Annotated in this window: 18 protein-coding genes; 12 read left to right on the top strand and 6 right to left on the bottom strand. The window is 45.2% G+C overall.

Annotated features, from left to right (window positions below):
• Positions 1-333, top strand: a 333-nt coding sequence (locus QUA36_RS29400) for a hypothetical protein (protein ID WP_333459944.1), incomplete at its 5' end; no start/stop codon positions are given.
• Here QUA36_RS29400 and QUA36_RS29405 read toward each other — a convergent pair.
• Positions 252-650, bottom strand: coding sequence for a PPC domain-containing protein (locus tag QUA36_RS29405; protein WP_333459945.1), 399 nt, complete (start codon positions 648-650; stop codon positions 252-254). The genes QUA36_RS29400 and QUA36_RS29405 overlap by 82 nt on opposite strands.
• 332 nt (positions 651-982) lie before the next feature.
• Between QUA36_RS29405 and bchI the strand changes: the two genes are divergently transcribed.
• Together bchI and ruvC are read left to right on the top strand one after the other, a co-directional pair.
• The gene (gene bchI / locus QUA36_RS29410) at positions 983-2,098 is read left to right on the top strand and encodes a magnesium chelatase ATPase subunit I (RefSeq protein ID WP_333459946.1); all 1,116 of its coding nucleotides are present in this window, start codon (positions 983-985) and stop codon (positions 2,096-2,098) included.
• Positions 2,099-2,193: 95 nt separating this feature from the next.
• The gene (gene ruvC, locus QUA36_RS29415; protein WP_333308154.1) at positions 2,194-2,727 is read left to right on the top strand and encodes a crossover junction endodeoxyribonuclease RuvC; all 534 of its coding nucleotides are present in this window, start codon (positions 2,194-2,196) and stop codon (positions 2,725-2,727) included.
• A gap of 7 nt (positions 2,728-2,734) precedes the next feature.
• On the opposite strand, the gene QUA36_RS29420 is transcribed toward ruvC, so the two are convergent.
• Positions 2,735-3,304, bottom strand: a complete 570-nt coding sequence (locus QUA36_RS29420) for a Uma2 family endonuclease (protein WP_333459947.1) — start codon at positions 3,302-3,304, stop codon at positions 2,735-2,737.
• Positions 3,305-3,565: 261 nt separating this feature from the next.
• Here QUA36_RS29420 and QUA36_RS29425 point away from each other — a divergent pair, with 261 nt between their 5' ends.
• Positions 3,566-3,940, top strand: a complete 375-nt coding sequence (locus tag QUA36_RS29425; RefSeq protein ID WP_333138433.1) for a hypothetical protein — start codon at positions 3,566-3,568, stop codon at positions 3,938-3,940.
• 127 nt (positions 3,941-4,067) lie between these two features.
• On the opposite strand, the gene QUA36_RS29430 is transcribed toward QUA36_RS29425, so the two are convergent.
• Positions 4,068-4,337 (bottom strand): hypothetical protein, encoded by a 270-nt coding sequence (locus tag QUA36_RS29430; RefSeq protein WP_333450720.1) that lies wholly within the window; start codon positions 4,335-4,337, stop codon positions 4,068-4,070.
• A gap of 220 nt (positions 4,338-4,557) precedes the next feature.
• Here QUA36_RS29430 and QUA36_RS29435 point away from each other — a divergent pair, with 220 nt between their 5' ends.
• The 3 genes from QUA36_RS29435 to QUA36_RS29445 all read left to right on the top strand — a co-directional run bounded on the left by QUA36_RS29435 (position 4,558) and on the right by QUA36_RS29445 (position 6,862).
• Positions 4,558-5,781, top strand: coding sequence for a hypothetical protein (locus QUA36_RS29435; protein WP_333459948.1), 1,224 nt, complete (start codon positions 4,558-4,560; stop codon positions 5,779-5,781).
• 10 nt (positions 5,782-5,791) lie between these two features.
• Positions 5,792-6,040 (top strand): hypothetical protein, encoded by a 249-nt coding sequence (locus QUA36_RS29440; protein ID WP_333459949.1) that lies wholly within the window; start codon positions 5,792-5,794, stop codon positions 6,038-6,040.
• A 177-nt stretch (positions 6,041-6,217) separates the two neighbouring features.
• Positions 6,218-6,862, top strand: coding sequence for a restriction endonuclease subunit R (locus QUA36_RS29445; RefSeq protein WP_333459950.1), 645 nt, complete (start codon positions 6,218-6,220; stop codon positions 6,860-6,862).
• A gap of 82 nt (positions 6,863-6,944) precedes the next feature.
• On the opposite strand, the gene QUA36_RS29450 is transcribed toward QUA36_RS29445, so the two are convergent.
• The 3 genes from QUA36_RS29450 to QUA36_RS29460 form a co-directional block, all read right to left on the bottom strand.
• Positions 6,945-7,280 carry a ribulose bisphosphate carboxylase small subunit gene (locus QUA36_RS29450; protein ID WP_332954823.1) on the bottom strand — a complete coding sequence of 112 codons (336 nt, stop codon included), beginning with the start codon at positions 7,278-7,280 and terminating at the stop codon, positions 6,945-6,947.
• A 45-nt stretch (positions 7,281-7,325) separates the two neighbouring features.
• Complete coding sequence (gene rcbX / locus QUA36_RS29455; RefSeq protein WP_333085298.1) at positions 7,326-7,736, bottom strand: RuBisCO chaperone RbcX; 411 nt, start codon at positions 7,734-7,736, stop codon at positions 7,326-7,328.
• A gap of 136 nt (positions 7,737-7,872) precedes the next feature.
• Positions 7,873-9,303, bottom strand: a complete 1,431-nt coding sequence (locus QUA36_RS29460) for a form I ribulose bisphosphate carboxylase large subunit (protein ID WP_333163247.1) — start codon at positions 9,301-9,303, stop codon at positions 7,873-7,875.
• Positions 9,304-9,941: 638 nt separating this feature from the next.
• On the opposite strand from QUA36_RS29460, the gene QUA36_RS29465 reads away from it, so the two are divergent.
• From QUA36_RS29465 to QUA36_RS29485, 5 genes are all read left to right on the top strand, one after another.
• The gene (locus QUA36_RS29465) at positions 9,942-11,699 is read left to right on the top strand and encodes a serine/threonine-protein kinase (RefSeq protein WP_333459951.1); all 1,758 of its coding nucleotides are present in this window, start codon (positions 9,942-9,944) and stop codon (positions 11,697-11,699) included.
• A gap of 19 nt (positions 11,700-11,718) precedes the next feature.
• Complete coding sequence (locus QUA36_RS29470; RefSeq protein ID WP_333459952.1) at positions 11,719-12,198, top strand: hypothetical protein; 480 nt, start codon at positions 11,719-11,721, stop codon at positions 12,196-12,198.
• Between the two features lie 95 nt (positions 12,199-12,293).
• Positions 12,294-13,136, top strand: coding sequence for a hypothetical protein (locus tag QUA36_RS29475; protein ID WP_333459953.1), 843 nt, complete (start codon positions 12,294-12,296; stop codon positions 13,134-13,136).
• A gap of 18 nt (positions 13,137-13,154) precedes the next feature.
• The gene (locus QUA36_RS29480; protein WP_333459954.1) at positions 13,155-13,619 is read left to right on the top strand and encodes a hypothetical protein; all 465 of its coding nucleotides are present in this window, start codon (positions 13,155-13,157) and stop codon (positions 13,617-13,619) included.
• 157 nt (positions 13,620-13,776) lie between these two features.
• Positions 13,777-14,193, top strand: a complete 417-nt coding sequence (locus QUA36_RS29485; RefSeq protein ID WP_333459955.1) for an aspartyl protease family protein — start codon at positions 13,777-13,779, stop codon at positions 14,191-14,193.
• The last annotated feature ends 198 nt before the right edge of the window (positions 14,194-14,391 follow it).

Consider the following 14,391-nt stretch of genomic DNA (forward strand, 5'->3'; position numbering starts at 1 on the left):
GTGGCTACAGGTGGTTCCGGTTCAGATGTGAGAGTTGTTTCGGAGTCTGTAGTGACTTGTTTGTCGGTAGTTGTTGAGGTTATTTCTGTGGCTGATTCAGTCGTGGCTACAGGTGGTTCCGGTTCAGATGTGAGAGTTGTTTCGGAGTCTGTAGTGACTTGTTTGTCGGTAGTTGTTGATTTTGTTTCTGCGGTGACAGTCTTTTCATCAACAGGAGTTCCTGTAATTATATCTTGGTTTGCAGTCGGTTTTTACGAAGTTGTGGCGCTGTTTGAGGGAAGTATAGAATCTGATTTTGCACCTGTGAGGGTGTCTGCGTCGGATGCTTTTTGACTGCTAGTTGGTGCTAAATTCAGCGTGTATTTGATGTCGGCAGTGATTTGCAAAACTTTGACTGAATAGTCTCCGGCTAGTAAGCTGTCAACACTAATTGTTTCTGCACTGGTTCCCGTGTTGGTGGAACTGTAAAGTGTTGCGCCACTAGAGTTTAACAAAAATACGTCGGCATTCCCGCTCAAACCGTCGATCGACAATTGGAAACTTCCCGGACTGTTGATGTTAAATTTGTAAATGTCAAAGATGTTTGTAGTGTCCACGCTACTGGTGTAGCTTGTGCTGTCAGTCAATGCCCCGATGTTAAGTTCAGTCATACTACCCCTGAAAAATAGTTGCTTGAAAATGCTCTTAATTATCTATCTGGGGGAACTTAAGGTTTTTATGCGAAGCGCGGTGAATCGTTACATAAGTTTACATTAGGGTTGGCGATCGCCCAAAATTTGAAAGCTACCCGCATTTAATGTACTTGGTGATGTTGCTTCAAACTCTTGTGAGGTGGGCAGGAGGGTCCGCGCAAATCTACGTGGCGCTTAGGTTTTAAAGGGGCTCAGTGCTCTGTGGGAACCATACCCTACAAGTGCGATCGCCCCAGACAATCCTTTATCCCCTACAATAAACAAGCAATTATTATATTTTGAGTTATCCTGTGAGTCCTACTGCCGAAGTCAGCAATACCCTAAATGCGGGCGCTCTACCAACCGTTACCGCTACCGCAGCCCGCCGCGCTGTTTTTCCCTTCACTGCAATTGTTGGCCAGGAGGAGATGAAACTGGCGCTGCTGTTGAATGTCATCGATCCCAAAATTGGCGGGGTGATGATTATGGGCGATCGAGGTACTGGTAAATCTACCACAATCCGCGCCCTCACTGATTTGCTGCCGGAAATTGAGGTGGTGGCTGACGATCCTTTTAACAGTCATCCCACCGATCCAGATTTGATGAGTGATGAGGTGCGCGATCGCACTTTATCTCAAACTGACATTAAAATCGCCCGCAAAAAAGTCCAAATGGTAGATTTACCTTTGGGCGCGACCGAAGACCGAGTTTGCGGTACGATCGACATCGAGAAAGCTTTGTCGGAAGGAGTTAAAGCTTTTGAACCAGGGCTTTTAGCTAAAGCTAACCGCGGCATTCTGTACGTTGATGAAGTCAATTTGCTCGACGATCATTTAGTCGATGTTTTGCTCGACTCGGCCGCCAGCGGTTGGAATACTGTTGAAAGAGAAGGCATTTCGATCCGCCACCCGGCTAAGTTTATTTTAATCGGTTCCGGGAATCCAGAAGAAGGAGAATTGCGGCCGCAGTTGCTCGACAGATTCGGGATGCACGCAGAAATTCGGACTGTAAAAGACCCGAATTTAAGAGTAGAAATTGTCGAACAGCGATCGAGTTTTGACCAAAATCCAGCGGAGTTTCTCGCGAAATACCAGCGCGAACAAGATGAAATGCAGCAGAAGTTGGTGGAAGCCCAGGAAAGGTTGAAATCGGTAACTATCGATCGAGATTTGCGAGTAAAAATCTCCCAAGTTTGCGCGGAATTGGACGTAGACGGGCTGCGGGGCGATTTGGTGACGAATCGGGCTGCGAAAGCTTTCACGGCTTTGGAATGCCGCACAGAGGTGACTGTGGACGATATTCGCCGGGTGATGACTCTGTGTTTGCGGCACCGATTGCGGAAAGACCCGCTAGAATCAATAGATTCGGGGTATAAAGTGACTAAAGTGTTCGATCGGGTATTCGGTCTGGAATCAACTGAGGGGTAATTGGTAATTGGTAGTTGGTAATGGGTAATTGGTGGTGATGAAACCTTCCCAAATTTTCATACCTAATTCCCCATTTCCAATTACTAATTCTGGCAATGGAAAAACGAATTTTAGGATTAGATCCGGGCTTAGCAAATCTTGGCTACGGGGCAATTAGTTGTCAAATTGTCCCCGGCAAACAAGATAAAAACAGCGTTTCCATGATTGATTGCGGCGTCATACAAACAACGCCAAAACAGGAAATGGGACAGCGCTTGAAAACAATTTACGACGATTTGCACGAGGTAATTGAACAGATTAAACCTGATCTAGCAATTGCCGAAAAACTGTTCTTTTACAAGATGGGAAATACCATACTTGTAGCGCAAGCGCGGGGCGTTTTGACGCTAGTATTGGCGCAGTGTGGAGTGCCGCTGTTCGAGTTTACGCCGGCTCAAATTAAGCAAGCTTTGACCGGCCGGGGTAATGCAGATAAGTCCGAAGTGCAAGAGGCCGTGGCGCGGGAGTTAGAGTTAGGTTATATTCCGAAACCCGACGATGCGGCGGATGCTTTGGCGGTGGCTTTGACTGGTTGGTACGATGATGATATTTGTCCGAAGAAAATACAGTTGGAAACAGGAAAAATTTGATGCAATATCAAATCATCGGCAAATTAAGAACAAATCCGGGCAAGACATCTTCTCCCGATAAACTTGCAGGAAATTGTACAATCTCTACTTCGCGAGAAGGGCGATAAATCTCCACTTTTTCGTCTAGAGGATTAATTAACCAACCCAAGCGTAAACCGCTGTTTAGATACTCCTGCATTTTCTCCTGAAGTGGCCGCAGCGGGTCTGGGGGCGATCGCAATTCAATGGCAAAATCAGGACAAATTGGCGGAAATTTCTCTTGTTCTTCTGCTGTTAAAGCAGACCATCTTTCTAAGCTAACCCAAGCCACGTCAGGAGCTCGATAGCCATTATTAGGCAAGCGAAAAATTGTAGAAGAACTAAACACTCTCCCTAGCTGCGTTTTACGGTTCCACAAGCCCAAATCTGTAATTAAATAGGCTTTTCGATTGCCGCTGACTCCGCCTACGGGTGACATAATGATAATTTCTCCTTTAGGTGTCCGTTCAAATTGCCAATCTCGATTCATCTGGCATAAACGGTAAAACTGTTCATCTGTGAGTTCGACAGTATCTAAGTTTAAAATAATGGTTGTCATTTTTCCTAACTCCCTACAAATATGAGTCCTGTAAACCTATTTTAGCGCCGCATTTTGTCAATTTTAACATCACTCCTCATAGCCCGGAGTTAAGCTTTAATACGAGGGCTTAAGCCCCAGCCCGACTATTGCGAAGTGCAAAATATTAGTTGAAAATGTAATTAAGTTCGATCGCCCAATTCCCACCTTAATCAAAAAATGCTATAATAGCAACTTTAATTGCTAAACTTATCCCGCCAACAGAAAACACAGGAAAATAATATGGTGATTATTACCTCACAACAAATTGCCCAATTTCGATCGCAATTAGCCGAATATCCCGAAGCCCTAAAAGCCCTAGACGCAATCGAAGATTGCGAAGGTAACATCGAAGATGCAGCGATATCTCTAGCAATTCAAGCCGGACAAGAACCGAATATATCGGAAAATTGGTTAGACGGATTGGCCAAAAGATGCCGCGTTGCTATCTGCAAATCAGAGGTTAAAGAAGAGTTGACAAACGGACAATTGAATGCAGCCTTTAGAGATTTAGTTGCAGCAAAAATTTGCCCTGATATTTTGGTAACGTCGGTGATTATTTATGTATTTAAAACTGGGGTGGATGATTTTTGCGAGCCTCTCGAATATAAACTGTAAAGCCATCGCTGCATTTAAAAAGTAGGTGAGGCGAAGCTATCCCGAAGGGTAGGGAATCGCCCTCATTTCTCAAAACATGATACAACGAGGCGATCCTCTTCGAGGGCTTCGCTAACGCACTTTTTCTCTACCCCTGTACACTACTGTACCCAGCCGCCATCAAATCCGGCGACAAACCCAAAGATTTCCCCAGCAAACGAGCAAGTTGCACTAAAAAATTAGCAGTATCTTCGTCACCTTCGCGGGCCATTGAAGCCGATATCTGGATTAGCATTTGCACAAATCCCGCATCAATTAAATCGGAACAGGAACTCAAAACTTCTGGTTCTTGGCCGTTGGGACAGGTAAGCACTCGCTCGATTAAGTTCAAATAAGCCTCTTGGCGTTCTGGATTCATTTTGGGAGGAGCTGTACAGTAAATAATTTATTATTACGCTTAACTGATTCCTGTCAATCAGGCGATCGAATATGCGATCCCCGTCTTTCCTCTAGAAACTCCATTCAGTCAGGAATAGACACAAGTTTAAAGAAAATCTTAAGTTTCTCAATGCTAGTTTAGTCGAGGTAAGGTGCGCCGAAGAGCACCCTACTATTCAAGGGAATTAGGAATATAAAAAATGAAAATAGGAATATTTTTAGGAAATCTAGGAAACCCCGCCATCTACTATCCCAAACTCGCCACAATTACTGGCGGAGTCGCGGCGAGTATTTTTCTTTGCCAATTATTGCAATGGCAATCACAAAAGTCCAACTCCGGCGAATGGGTGAAAACTAAGAGCACAGAAATAGAAAAAGCAACGGGTTTAAATCAGGAAGAACAGGAATTAGCGAGAAAGCAGCTCAAAGTGCGATCGCTCCTCAAAGAAAAATTAACAAATCCCAACACCGACACCCTAGAGATCTGGGCGGACATTGACGCTTTCGAGGAAAAACTCAATAACTTTTGGACATCCAATCCTGCCGGGATTATACCACAGACAAGCCGCGAAAGCAACAATCACCCTGTAGAAATATTCCCCGAAACATCACCCCCAAATCATGCAGTTAAAACCGACAAATATTTTGGGCAACCCCGCCAGCAAATAGCCGTTGCTGTCACGCCTCATTACCGATTTAGTGGCCCTTGGAATTCTCAAGAACAACTGCACAACTTTCAGCGAGCTTTAGAAGCATACGCTCAAGAGCATAATTTAGGATTCGGCAATCCTTCTGGATGGGCATTTAAAATTATTGACAGCATGACAAAAGGCTTAACATCGACTTTTTGGGAGGAATTTATCGCCGGAATTCCTTTAGGAGAAAGTCAGAAAGTCCAGCGAGATTGGGAAATCGAGCCGGAAGTGCCTTATCCTGCTTTTGAAGAAGAGCGAATTCAGTATTACGTGCACAAAGGCGAACCGCTAGAAGCAGCAGTCTCTAAAGCCCGTGCTGACTTGAGAAACCCGGTTTTGGGCAAAGATTTGTGGGAGGGATTTTTGCGAAAGTGCGATCGTATTGCCGATGATGCACTCAAAGCCAAAAACCAGGGCGTTGACACACCATATCTGCCCTCTTCCTTCAACGAAAAACCGCAAATCACCAAGGATAGCGTTATGCGGAAGTTAGGGGCGATCGCGCCTCAATCGGCCTTACATCACTCCACATCTGAAACAATTGCTGAACCGCCAAAAAACGAACAAAAAGAGCTGCCAACCGCCGCCGAAATCCCCAATATTTCCTCTTTGCAAAAAGCTTACAAAACTCCTCTCGGTCGAAGTCTAGTAGAAAAACAAATCGCTGCAAACCCAGAATGGGGCTACGAAATAGTTGACGGTGAAATAGTCGAATCAATCCCTTTTTAATGAGGCTGATATGAAACGAGTTAGCGATATTAATCCGCTGGGAGAAGAGCGACCAAATCCGTCTGAGGAAGAGAGAGAAAAACTGCGGCGGGAAAGGTTGCAGCGAGAAAGAGATGAAGGATATCAAAAGTTAGTTGAACTCTGCAATTTGGGCGAATATGACATGGCCCAGCAGTTGGCAAATCGACATCTTAATTGGGGTTATGAAGTAGTTAATGGGATTGTGATGGAAAGGATAGATTGCGATCGTCTTCAATAAGGTAGGGTGCGTCGCTATGAGATTTTTGCTCGGATTTAAATATCTTCGATGGCGACGCACCCTACCACTTGATATATTGTGGAACGGGCCGAAAAGCCTGTTCCTAAGAATGGTGCAAATTGACTACCCCAATGTCTATGTTATAATTATAACTAAAAATTAAATAACTATTAAAATATGACGACAACTATTAATGCTAATGCCAAAAACCTAACATTAGCAGAAGTACACCGTCTGTTCGGCTTTGAAAAGCACTACACGAACTCATTTACCTCTCTGTTATCCCTTGAAGATATCACAGAACACGAACAGCAGGAAATTATACAAATTAGGGATGATTTCGATGACTACATTTCAACTGATAGGGTTTCTGAAGGACTGGTAAAAGCTCTGACTACCTTTCCCTTAATGCGATTGGCTGGCTTCTACCGCCGCCCGATCAAGATGAGTCTAGAACAAGACATTGCTAACATAACTATAGAAGATGAAGACACAACGATTACAGGCAGATTTGACATTTTAGCAATCAATAAAGAGAAACAAATTGCCGCTGATATACCATTTTGGATTTTAGTAATAGAATCTAAAAATAGTCTAATTGCTCCCCGCGCAGGTTTGCCCCAACTCCTAACTTACGCCTATAAAAGTTTAGAATATCAAGAGTCTGTTTGGGGGCTGGCAACTAGCGGAGAGTTTTATCAGTTCGTCAATATCCGCAGAGGAAATCCCCCAACCTATCAGCTAATGCCATTTTTGACTTTGATGGAACCCGAACCTTCAATTTTGTTGCTGCAAGTGTTAAAAGCTATTTGCAAACTATAAAAAAAAAGAGGCAGAGAAAATTCCCCGCCTCCCATCTGCAATGACTGTTAACCTAAAAGTTAGATTAGCCAGCCAATACTTTTTAGTAGCCTCTGGTGTTAGGCTTGTGTACGATGAAGCTGAGCACTTGGCATTGCTTCACGTTGTCAAAACCCATGACGCGGATGTAGCAGCTAGGATTTTCTTGACGGCAGCTTTGAACTTCAGCCATGATTTCTTGGACGCTGCGAGCACCAAACAAAGGCAACTTCCACAAAGTCCAGTAGCGCATTTCAGCAGCAGAGGTTTCGTTGAATTCTACGCCGGGAATGTAGCCTTGATCCAAGATGTATTGGAGTTGCTTGGCAATTTGCGCGTCTGTCAGCGGGGGCAAATAGGACAGAGTTTCGTAACGACGCTCTTTAGGTAAAGTCTTCATTTTTTGTATCTCTAAGGTGTGTGTTCGATCGCACTTGTCGATCGATTAACTCGACAAATTATCCAGATTCGGTTCAGAATCTATTGATGTTTCAGGATTACTGCTAGAAACAGACCAATTAAGTTGCGTAGTTCGCTCTAAATGCTGGCGTCTGTGTTCCATATTCGCCTGTTGAATGCCAGTACAAACCATTTCTGGCAAAAATTCCGTCACATCGTGAGCCAGATACTCTCGCACAGTCATGATCCGAAAGCCTAAATCTTGATTTTCCAAAAGCAACTCTTGAATGTATGCTTCTCCATCTTGGATTTTGGCCTTAGTGGAAAAGTCATTCAACCAGATTGCCAGAGGAGGATTGGTTTCGCTCAACTGAGCGACCACCATCCGCACGGATTGATAGGTTAGGTAACTTGCCAGCACCTTAGCGGTGTCTTTCGCAACTTGTTTGAGATCCATTTTGACCCCAGCTCCCTCAAATTTTAGATTTTGGATTTTAGATTTTGGATGCAAACTTACTTGTAAATCTTCTTCAAAGATAAAGACTCCACAGCAAGTTTGCTACCTAAAACCTAAAATCTCAAACCCAAAATCATCAAACGGTATCCATTGCCTCGAACTCAAACTTGATTTCTTTCCACAGTTCGCAAGCAACAGCCAATTCAGGGCTCCATTTGCAAGCTTCGCGAATAATGTCTCCGCCTTCGCGCATCAAGTTACGGCCTTCGTTACGAGCTTGGACGCAAGCTTCCAAAGCAACGCGGTTAGCTGCTGCACCAGGTGCGTTACCCCAAGGGTGGCCCAAGGTGCCGCCGCCGAACTGTAAGCAGGAGTCGTCGCCGAAGATTTCCACCAAAGCCGGCATGTGCCAGATGTGGATACCACCGGATGCAACTGGCATGACACCAGGCATGGAGGCCCAATCTTGGGTGAAGTAAATACCGCGGCTGCGGTCTTCTTCGATGTGGTCTTCGCGCATCAAGTCTACGAAGCCCATCGTGATGCCTTTTTCGCCTTCGAGTTTACCCACAACTGTACCGGAGTGCAGGTGGTCGCCACCGGACATCCGCAAGCACTTGGCAAGCACGCGGAAGTGGATACCGTGGTTTTTCTGACGGTCGATAACTGCGTGCATGGCGCGGTGAATGTGCAGCAAAATACCGTTGCGGCGGCACCATTTGGCCAAGGTGGTGTTTGCAGTGAAACCACCGGTCAGGTAGTCGTGCATGATGATGGGGGTTTTGATTTCCTTAGCGAACTCAGCCCGCTCCATCATTTCTTCGCAGGTAGGGGCAGTTACGTTGAGGTAGTGACCCTTGACTTCGCCGGTTTCTGCTTGAGCTTTTTCAATAGCTTCTTGAACGAACAAGAAACGATCGCGCCAGCGCATGAACGGTTGCGAGTTGATGTTTTCGTCGTCTTTGGTGAAGTCCAAACCGCCGCGCAGAACTTCGTAAACGGCACGACCGTAGTTCTTAGCAGACAGACCCAATTTGGGCTTAATTGTACAACCCAGCAAAGGACGGCCGTACTTGTTCAATTTGTCCCGCTCAACGGTAATACCGTGAGGAGGGCCTTGGAAGGTTTTCAGGTAAGCAATGGGAATCCGCAAGTCTTCCAACCGCAGAGCACGCAGAGCTTTGAAACCGAACACGTTACCGACCAAAGAGGTCAGCAAGTTGGTGACGGAACCTTCTTCAAACAAATCCAAAGGATAGGCAATGAAGCAGATGTATTGGTTGTCTTCACCGGGAACTGGTTCGATGTCATAGCAGCGACCTTTGTAGCGGTCGAGGTCGGTCAGGAGGTCAGTCCAAACAGTCGTCCATGTACCTGTAGAAGATTCAGCAGCCACAGCAGCGCCTGCTTCTTCTGGGGGAACTCCCGGCTGCGGTGTGACGCGGAAGGCAGCCAAAATATCTGTATCTTTCGGCGTGTAGTCCGGCGTGTAATACGTTAGTTTATAGTCTTGAACTCCGGCTTTATACCCAGCCTTTGATTGAGTTTGGGTTTGCGCGTAAGCCATATCTCGCTTCCTAGTATTCGCTTAATTTTTTTGCCTGATCGCAGGCTGTTAAAAATATATCAACAAAGTGTCACTATCCAATTTTAATATTCTTTTAATCATCATAAGTATTGTTTATTTTGCTTTACATTCCGAAAATATTTGTAACATATCTTATAAAATTCAAGCGGCGAAGGATGCAGGAGGAAAGGCTGGGGATCGCAGAGCGGGGCGGGAATTTTGAGCGATCGAAATATATTGTGCAGCGAGCCGAACAGCGGATCAATACGGTTTATGTAAAGAATTTAATACTTAAAAATCAGAATTGGTAATCGGTAATGGGCTAGGGGGAATTAGTTAGAAATACCTAAAGTTGTGGTTGGGAGTTAAGATCGATCGCCCGATCGATCTCAACTGTTATTCAGTATGTAGCAATCCAAAATCCAAAATCTAAAATCTAAAATCCCGTGAATCTGAGACCGCTAACTCAAAAATCCACAGGATACCACATAATATGGACAGGGCTTGTGCAGCAAGAGCAAGCTCGTTTCTCAAACCAAATCCGTCGTTACAGCAATTTAACCTCGCTGAAAACCTGGTTTCTGCCTTAACTGCGCGTAAGTCTAGTATGGATATTTAGTCCCATTTTTACTCTGGTTGTGCCTCACCCCCCTTCAAAAGCCGTTCACTGCATCAATCCAGATTGCCCAAGGCCCTACCCTCAGACTTGGGGCAACAATTTTTGTCATAGTTGCGGGGCTCCCCTGCGGCTAAAAAATCGCTACGTGCCTCTACAAAGCCTCGGTTCCGGGGGTTTTGCAGCGATTTTCACAGTTTGGGACACAGAAACTGAAACCGAGCGCGTCCTGAAAGTGTTGCTCGAAACGGCCCCGAAAGCGCTGAAACTGTTCGAGCAAGAAGCTTGGGTTTTGGCACTTTTGCGGCACCCAGGCGTCCCTAGAGTCGATCCTGACGGTTATTTTCACGTCCAAACGCAAAATTTTGCAGGGGGCGAGGGAAATCCTGCGGCGAAGCGGCTGCCTTGTTTGGTAATGGAAAAGATTCACGGCAAAACTTTAGAAGAAGTTCTCGACGAGCACCCTCAAGGATGTCCGCAGGAATGGGTGTTTAGTTGGCTGAGTCAAGCTGTGGAAATTTTAGAGGAGTTGCACAGGTGTCAGATTATTCACCGCGACATTAAACCCTCAAATTTGATGCTGCGAGACCCGGAATCGCCCCAAGTTTTGCTAAGCAAGGGTTTGGGCGGACTGCAATTGGTGACGATCGACTTTGGGGGAGTTAAACAGATGGGCGGTGTCGAATCCGTGGGAAAAGATTCTCGGAGTTCGACGCGGTTGATTTCGCCCGGATACAGTCCGCCGGAACAAATTGTGGGCGGCGGTGTGGTGCCGGCGACGGATTTTTATGCGCTGGGGCGGACTTGCATTCATTTGCTGACAGGGAAGTATCCGGCGGAAATTGAAGATCCGATGACGGGAGAGTTGCGGTGGCGCCACATTGTATCTGTGAGTCCGGCTTTTGCGAATTTGTTGGACGATATGGTGCGATCGAACGTGCGGGAACGTCCCGCGACTGCTGGTGATGTTCGGGCGCGTTTGCAGGAGATTTATGCTAGGAGTAAGGGCAAAATCGCCATCGCCCCAATGGGTCAAGCTATTGTAGAATTCTGCCGGCAAGTAGTGGTGGCGGGGGCGCAAAAAACGGGAAGTTTGATGGTTGTGCTGTTCGGCGCGATCGCCCAAATCGTGGTAGCTTCTCTGGATACGGGCTGGGAAATGGTACTCGGTGGCGTTGGTGGAACTGCGGGGGCGATCGGCGGTTTGGTTTTGGGCTATGCTTCGCCTATAGGCCCGGAAATTGCCAGTTTTCTGAATCAAGGTTTGCAGCAATTAATTCCTAACATCACTTTCGCTGTCGGGCCGGAAGTGCTGCTGTTTGGGTTTGCGGGGTTCGGAACTGCGATCGGTTTGACGGATGCGGGGAGTTTTCGCCAGCAAAAACAGTATTGGCTGTCTGGATTGATGGGAGCTCAGGGCTATTTGTTGGCGGGTTTGTGCTGGATGGAAGCAACAGCTTCTAGTGGTGTGCAGGGGGTGATTTTGGGAGCTTTTGCGATCGCCTCTTTGACTGTGGGAATGGGTTTGCGGAGCCATCAATTAGTTCACGCTTTGGTAGTGGCTGTTTTCTCTACGGGAATGTTTCTGTTGCTGAATGCTTGGAACATTTTTCCGGGGAGTTTCTTTGGGATTTTGTCACTGTCTAACATTACCTTCGGCTGGCTGCAAGTTTGGGGCTCAATTGTGTTTTTTGGTTTGTTGGGAAGTGCGATCGGGCTTTGTTTGGGAGTCAGCCATTATTTGGTTGTGCCTTTGTTGCGGTGGTTGGGCTGGAAGTAGGAATTAACACCAAATCACTATGATAATCAAGTTGTTATCAATTAAGTCTCTCTCAAGATTTTCAATGGTTTGTTCTCTGGCGATCGCCCTTGTCCTCAGCAGCCCCAATCTAGCCAAAGCCGAATCGCGAGAACAAGCCGTCGATCAATTGACCGATTTCTTATTCTACAGGGTTAATCCTCAGTTAAACAATCGCAAACTCCAAGCGGGCGATCGCGAATATAGCAATCAATGGCGGAGATTGCGCGAAGCGATCGATCCGCGAGTCAAGTCGGTACAAGAAGTCTGCTTTAGGCCCGCCCCAGGAAATACAGGATGGGAATTCACGACAATTAACGGCGAAACCTACGAAGAAACCTACGATTTACTTGCAGATACAATTTTTTACAGCCGCCATCCTCAACGAACCGGACAGCAAATTCCCAAAAGCGATCGGATCGGCATTAGTGAATGGTCAGCAATTAGACGCGAAATGTTTATTTCTAATTGTGGACTGTGAGATTCGATCGCCTTACAGCGCAGCATTGATCGAAGATAACTCCTAGAGTAGAGGTCATCTCTACACAACTCTGTAAAAAGAAAGGTTTTAAACCGATGAGTATGAAAAATTGGATAGGCGATCGCACTCTTATTACAACCAGAATTATTGCACCATTGATGGGACTAATCCCCATTGGATATACAAGTTTTGCAGGTGCTGCCCCACAGCAACAAATTCCCCGCATAAATAGTGCGAAAGTCGATACAGGAAGTCAAAAAAATTACATCAATAATTCCGAAAAAAATTCAACAATTGTTGCTTTAAGTGAAAAGGTTCAAGTCAGCCTTGAAAATTCTGTAAATTCCACTCAAAAAAGACCTCTTCAACAACGTATGCCATACAAAGAGGCGCGTCAAATCCTGATTCAACAAGGGTGGCAGCCCAGCTTACAAGGTCAACCTAACCTCAGAGATCGTTCGGTTAAAGAGCTATTTGATTTAGGATATAAAGAGATTAAGGATTGTTCTGGTACGGGAGAAGGGCCTTGTCGTTTTGAGTTTATCAATCAACAAGGAGAACTGCTAGTTATAGTCGCTACGACAAGAGGTCCTGAAAATACCAAACGTTTTGTGAGGAATTGGTGGATTGAGAAAAAGACAGATAGTAATCAACAAAAATCTTCATCAAACATAATTCAAGAAGGTCGTTATTGGTTGGGAGGTACGGATCAGGGTTTAGAGGTCAAGGGAAAACAATATCGATATTATGACGAGTCTAATATTGATCGACCGTGGAAACCTATCTCAGAGTTACAATATATCAAAAAAGGCGTTGTCTTTGATGGTAAAAATTATTGGTGTTTATCTACTCTCGTACCTCAAACAGGAGGAAGTTCTTGTTCTATAGATGGATGGCAACGAAATATTTATCACCAGCTATATCAAGGAAATTCATAATTTTTATTGGGTTTAATCATGCTAATTAAATCACTTTCAATTAAGTCAAGATCAAAGTTTTTAGGGGTGTGTGCATTAGCTATAGCCCTTGTACTCGGTGGTTCCAATATAGACAGTGCTACAGCGCGCGATTATGAATCACGCACTCAAGCTGTGGATAGGTTTACGGATTGGTTTTTTTATAGAGTGAATCCTCAATTAGGAGACCGTAAATTGCGATCTGACGATTCTTCTGCCTACATCCGCGAATGGAATGCTATTCGTAATACAGTCGATCGAGAAATGATTACTACACAAGGAGATTGCGTCGGTGATGCTTTCTGGGACTTCGATTATCGTTCTCATGGGCGATCAATCGATCGGATTGCAGATACAATTTGGGATATCCGCGATCCATCGGGTGACAAAACTCGTGCTGATGTTTCTAAACAAGAATGGCAGAAGCTTCGGAATTCAATAATTAGAGAGCATTTTTGCTATTAATTTGCAACATTTGTTTCTTAGCAGAAATTTAGCAATAAATAAAAAAATCGCTCTCAGTTACAAAGATTGTTAAAATATAGAATATACACCCTTGATTGGATATAATTTCCTCAAAAAGCAACGGAAACATTCTATAGCAAAACAAAAGGATAAAATAATGGGCAGAGTCACCGCAACAATAACCGTCACCAATCACATCGATGAAATTCTGGGAGAAAGAGGGTTCATCCCCGCAGAGCAAATACGCTCTATCACCATCGATAACGTCTTAGTCGATACAGGCGCAACTCGACTCTGCTTACCAGCAGATATTATCAGTCAGTTGGGTTTGCCAATGCTAGGTGAAATCGACGGACATACGGCAATAGGAACCAGAAAATTTCGTCTGTTCAAAGATGTCACTCTTGCCGTAGCTGGACGAGAAGGCAGGTATGATTGTGTAGAAATTCCCGCAGGAGAAAAACCTTTACTCGGCTTAATTCCCCTCGAAGATTTGGGTTTAGAACCCGATTTGAAAAATCAGCGGTTGATTGTTTTGCCTGCAGAGGGAAACCAAAGTTATATTCGGGTGTAAAATTCCTATGGTTTTTGCCATAAATACACAGCCCATTGTCTTTTAGTCTCGCGTTGAACCAACTGAGCATGAGGGGCGCGGGTTTACTATATACTTAGTTTTCAACATAGATGGTTGGTCAAACCCGCCCCTTGTATCTTAAAAGAGTCAGGCGCTCAAACCGTAGACCGCAGGCTATAGAACCGCAGGCACGGTTGT

This window comes from Microcoleus sp. Pol10D4, from assembly GCF_036701555.1.
In the GTDB taxonomy this organism is placed as follows: domain Bacteria; phylum Cyanobacteriota; class Cyanobacteriia; order Cyanobacteriales; family Microcoleaceae; genus Microcoleus.

Excerpts from the sequence above, each read along its gene's own strand:
- QUA36_RS29405 (WP_333459945.1), bottom strand. The coding sequence starts at position 650 with ATGACTGAACTTAACATCGGGGCATTGACTGACAGCACAAGCTACACC.
- ruvC (WP_333308154.1), top strand. The coding sequence starts at position 2,194 with ATGGAAAAACGAATTTTAGGATTAGATCCGGGCTTAGCAAATCTTGGC.
- QUA36_RS29420 (WP_333459947.1), bottom strand. The coding sequence starts at position 3,304 with ATGACAACCATTATTTTAAACTTAGATACTGTCGAACTCACAGATGAA.
- QUA36_RS29425 (WP_333138433.1), top strand. The coding sequence starts at position 3,566 with ATGGTGATTATTACCTCACAACAAATTGCCCAATTTCGATCGCAATTA.
- QUA36_RS29430 (WP_333450720.1), bottom strand. The coding sequence starts at position 4,337 with ATGAATCCAGAACGCCAAGAGGCTTATTTGAACTTAATCGAGCGAGTG.
- QUA36_RS29435 (WP_333459948.1), top strand. The coding sequence starts at position 4,558 with ATGAAAATAGGAATATTTTTAGGAAATCTAGGAAACCCCGCCATCTAC.
- QUA36_RS29440 (WP_333459949.1), top strand. The coding sequence starts at position 5,792 with ATGAAACGAGTTAGCGATATTAATCCGCTGGGAGAAGAGCGACCAAAT.
- QUA36_RS29445 (WP_333459950.1), top strand. The coding sequence starts at position 6,218 with ATGACGACAACTATTAATGCTAATGCCAAAAACCTAACATTAGCAGAA.
- QUA36_RS29450 (WP_332954823.1), bottom strand. The coding sequence starts at position 7,280 with ATGAAGACTTTACCTAAAGAGCGTCGTTACGAAACTCTGTCCTATTTG.
- rcbX (WP_333085298.1), bottom strand. The coding sequence starts at position 7,736 with ATGGATCTCAAACAAGTTGCGAAAGACACCGCTAAGGTGCTGGCAAGT.
- QUA36_RS29460 (WP_333163247.1), bottom strand. The coding sequence starts at position 9,303 with ATGGCTTACGCGCAAACCCAAACTCAATCAAAGGCTGGGTATAAAGCC.
- QUA36_RS29470 (WP_333459952.1), top strand. The coding sequence starts at position 11,719 with ATGATAATCAAGTTGTTATCAATTAAGTCTCTCTCAAGATTTTCAATG.
- QUA36_RS29475 (WP_333459953.1), top strand. The coding sequence starts at position 12,294 with ATGAGTATGAAAAATTGGATAGGCGATCGCACTCTTATTACAACCAGA.
- QUA36_RS29480 (WP_333459954.1), top strand. The coding sequence starts at position 13,155 with ATGCTAATTAAATCACTTTCAATTAAGTCAAGATCAAAGTTTTTAGGG.
- QUA36_RS29485 (WP_333459955.1), top strand. The coding sequence starts at position 13,777 with ATGGGCAGAGTCACCGCAACAATAACCGTCACCAATCACATCGATGAA.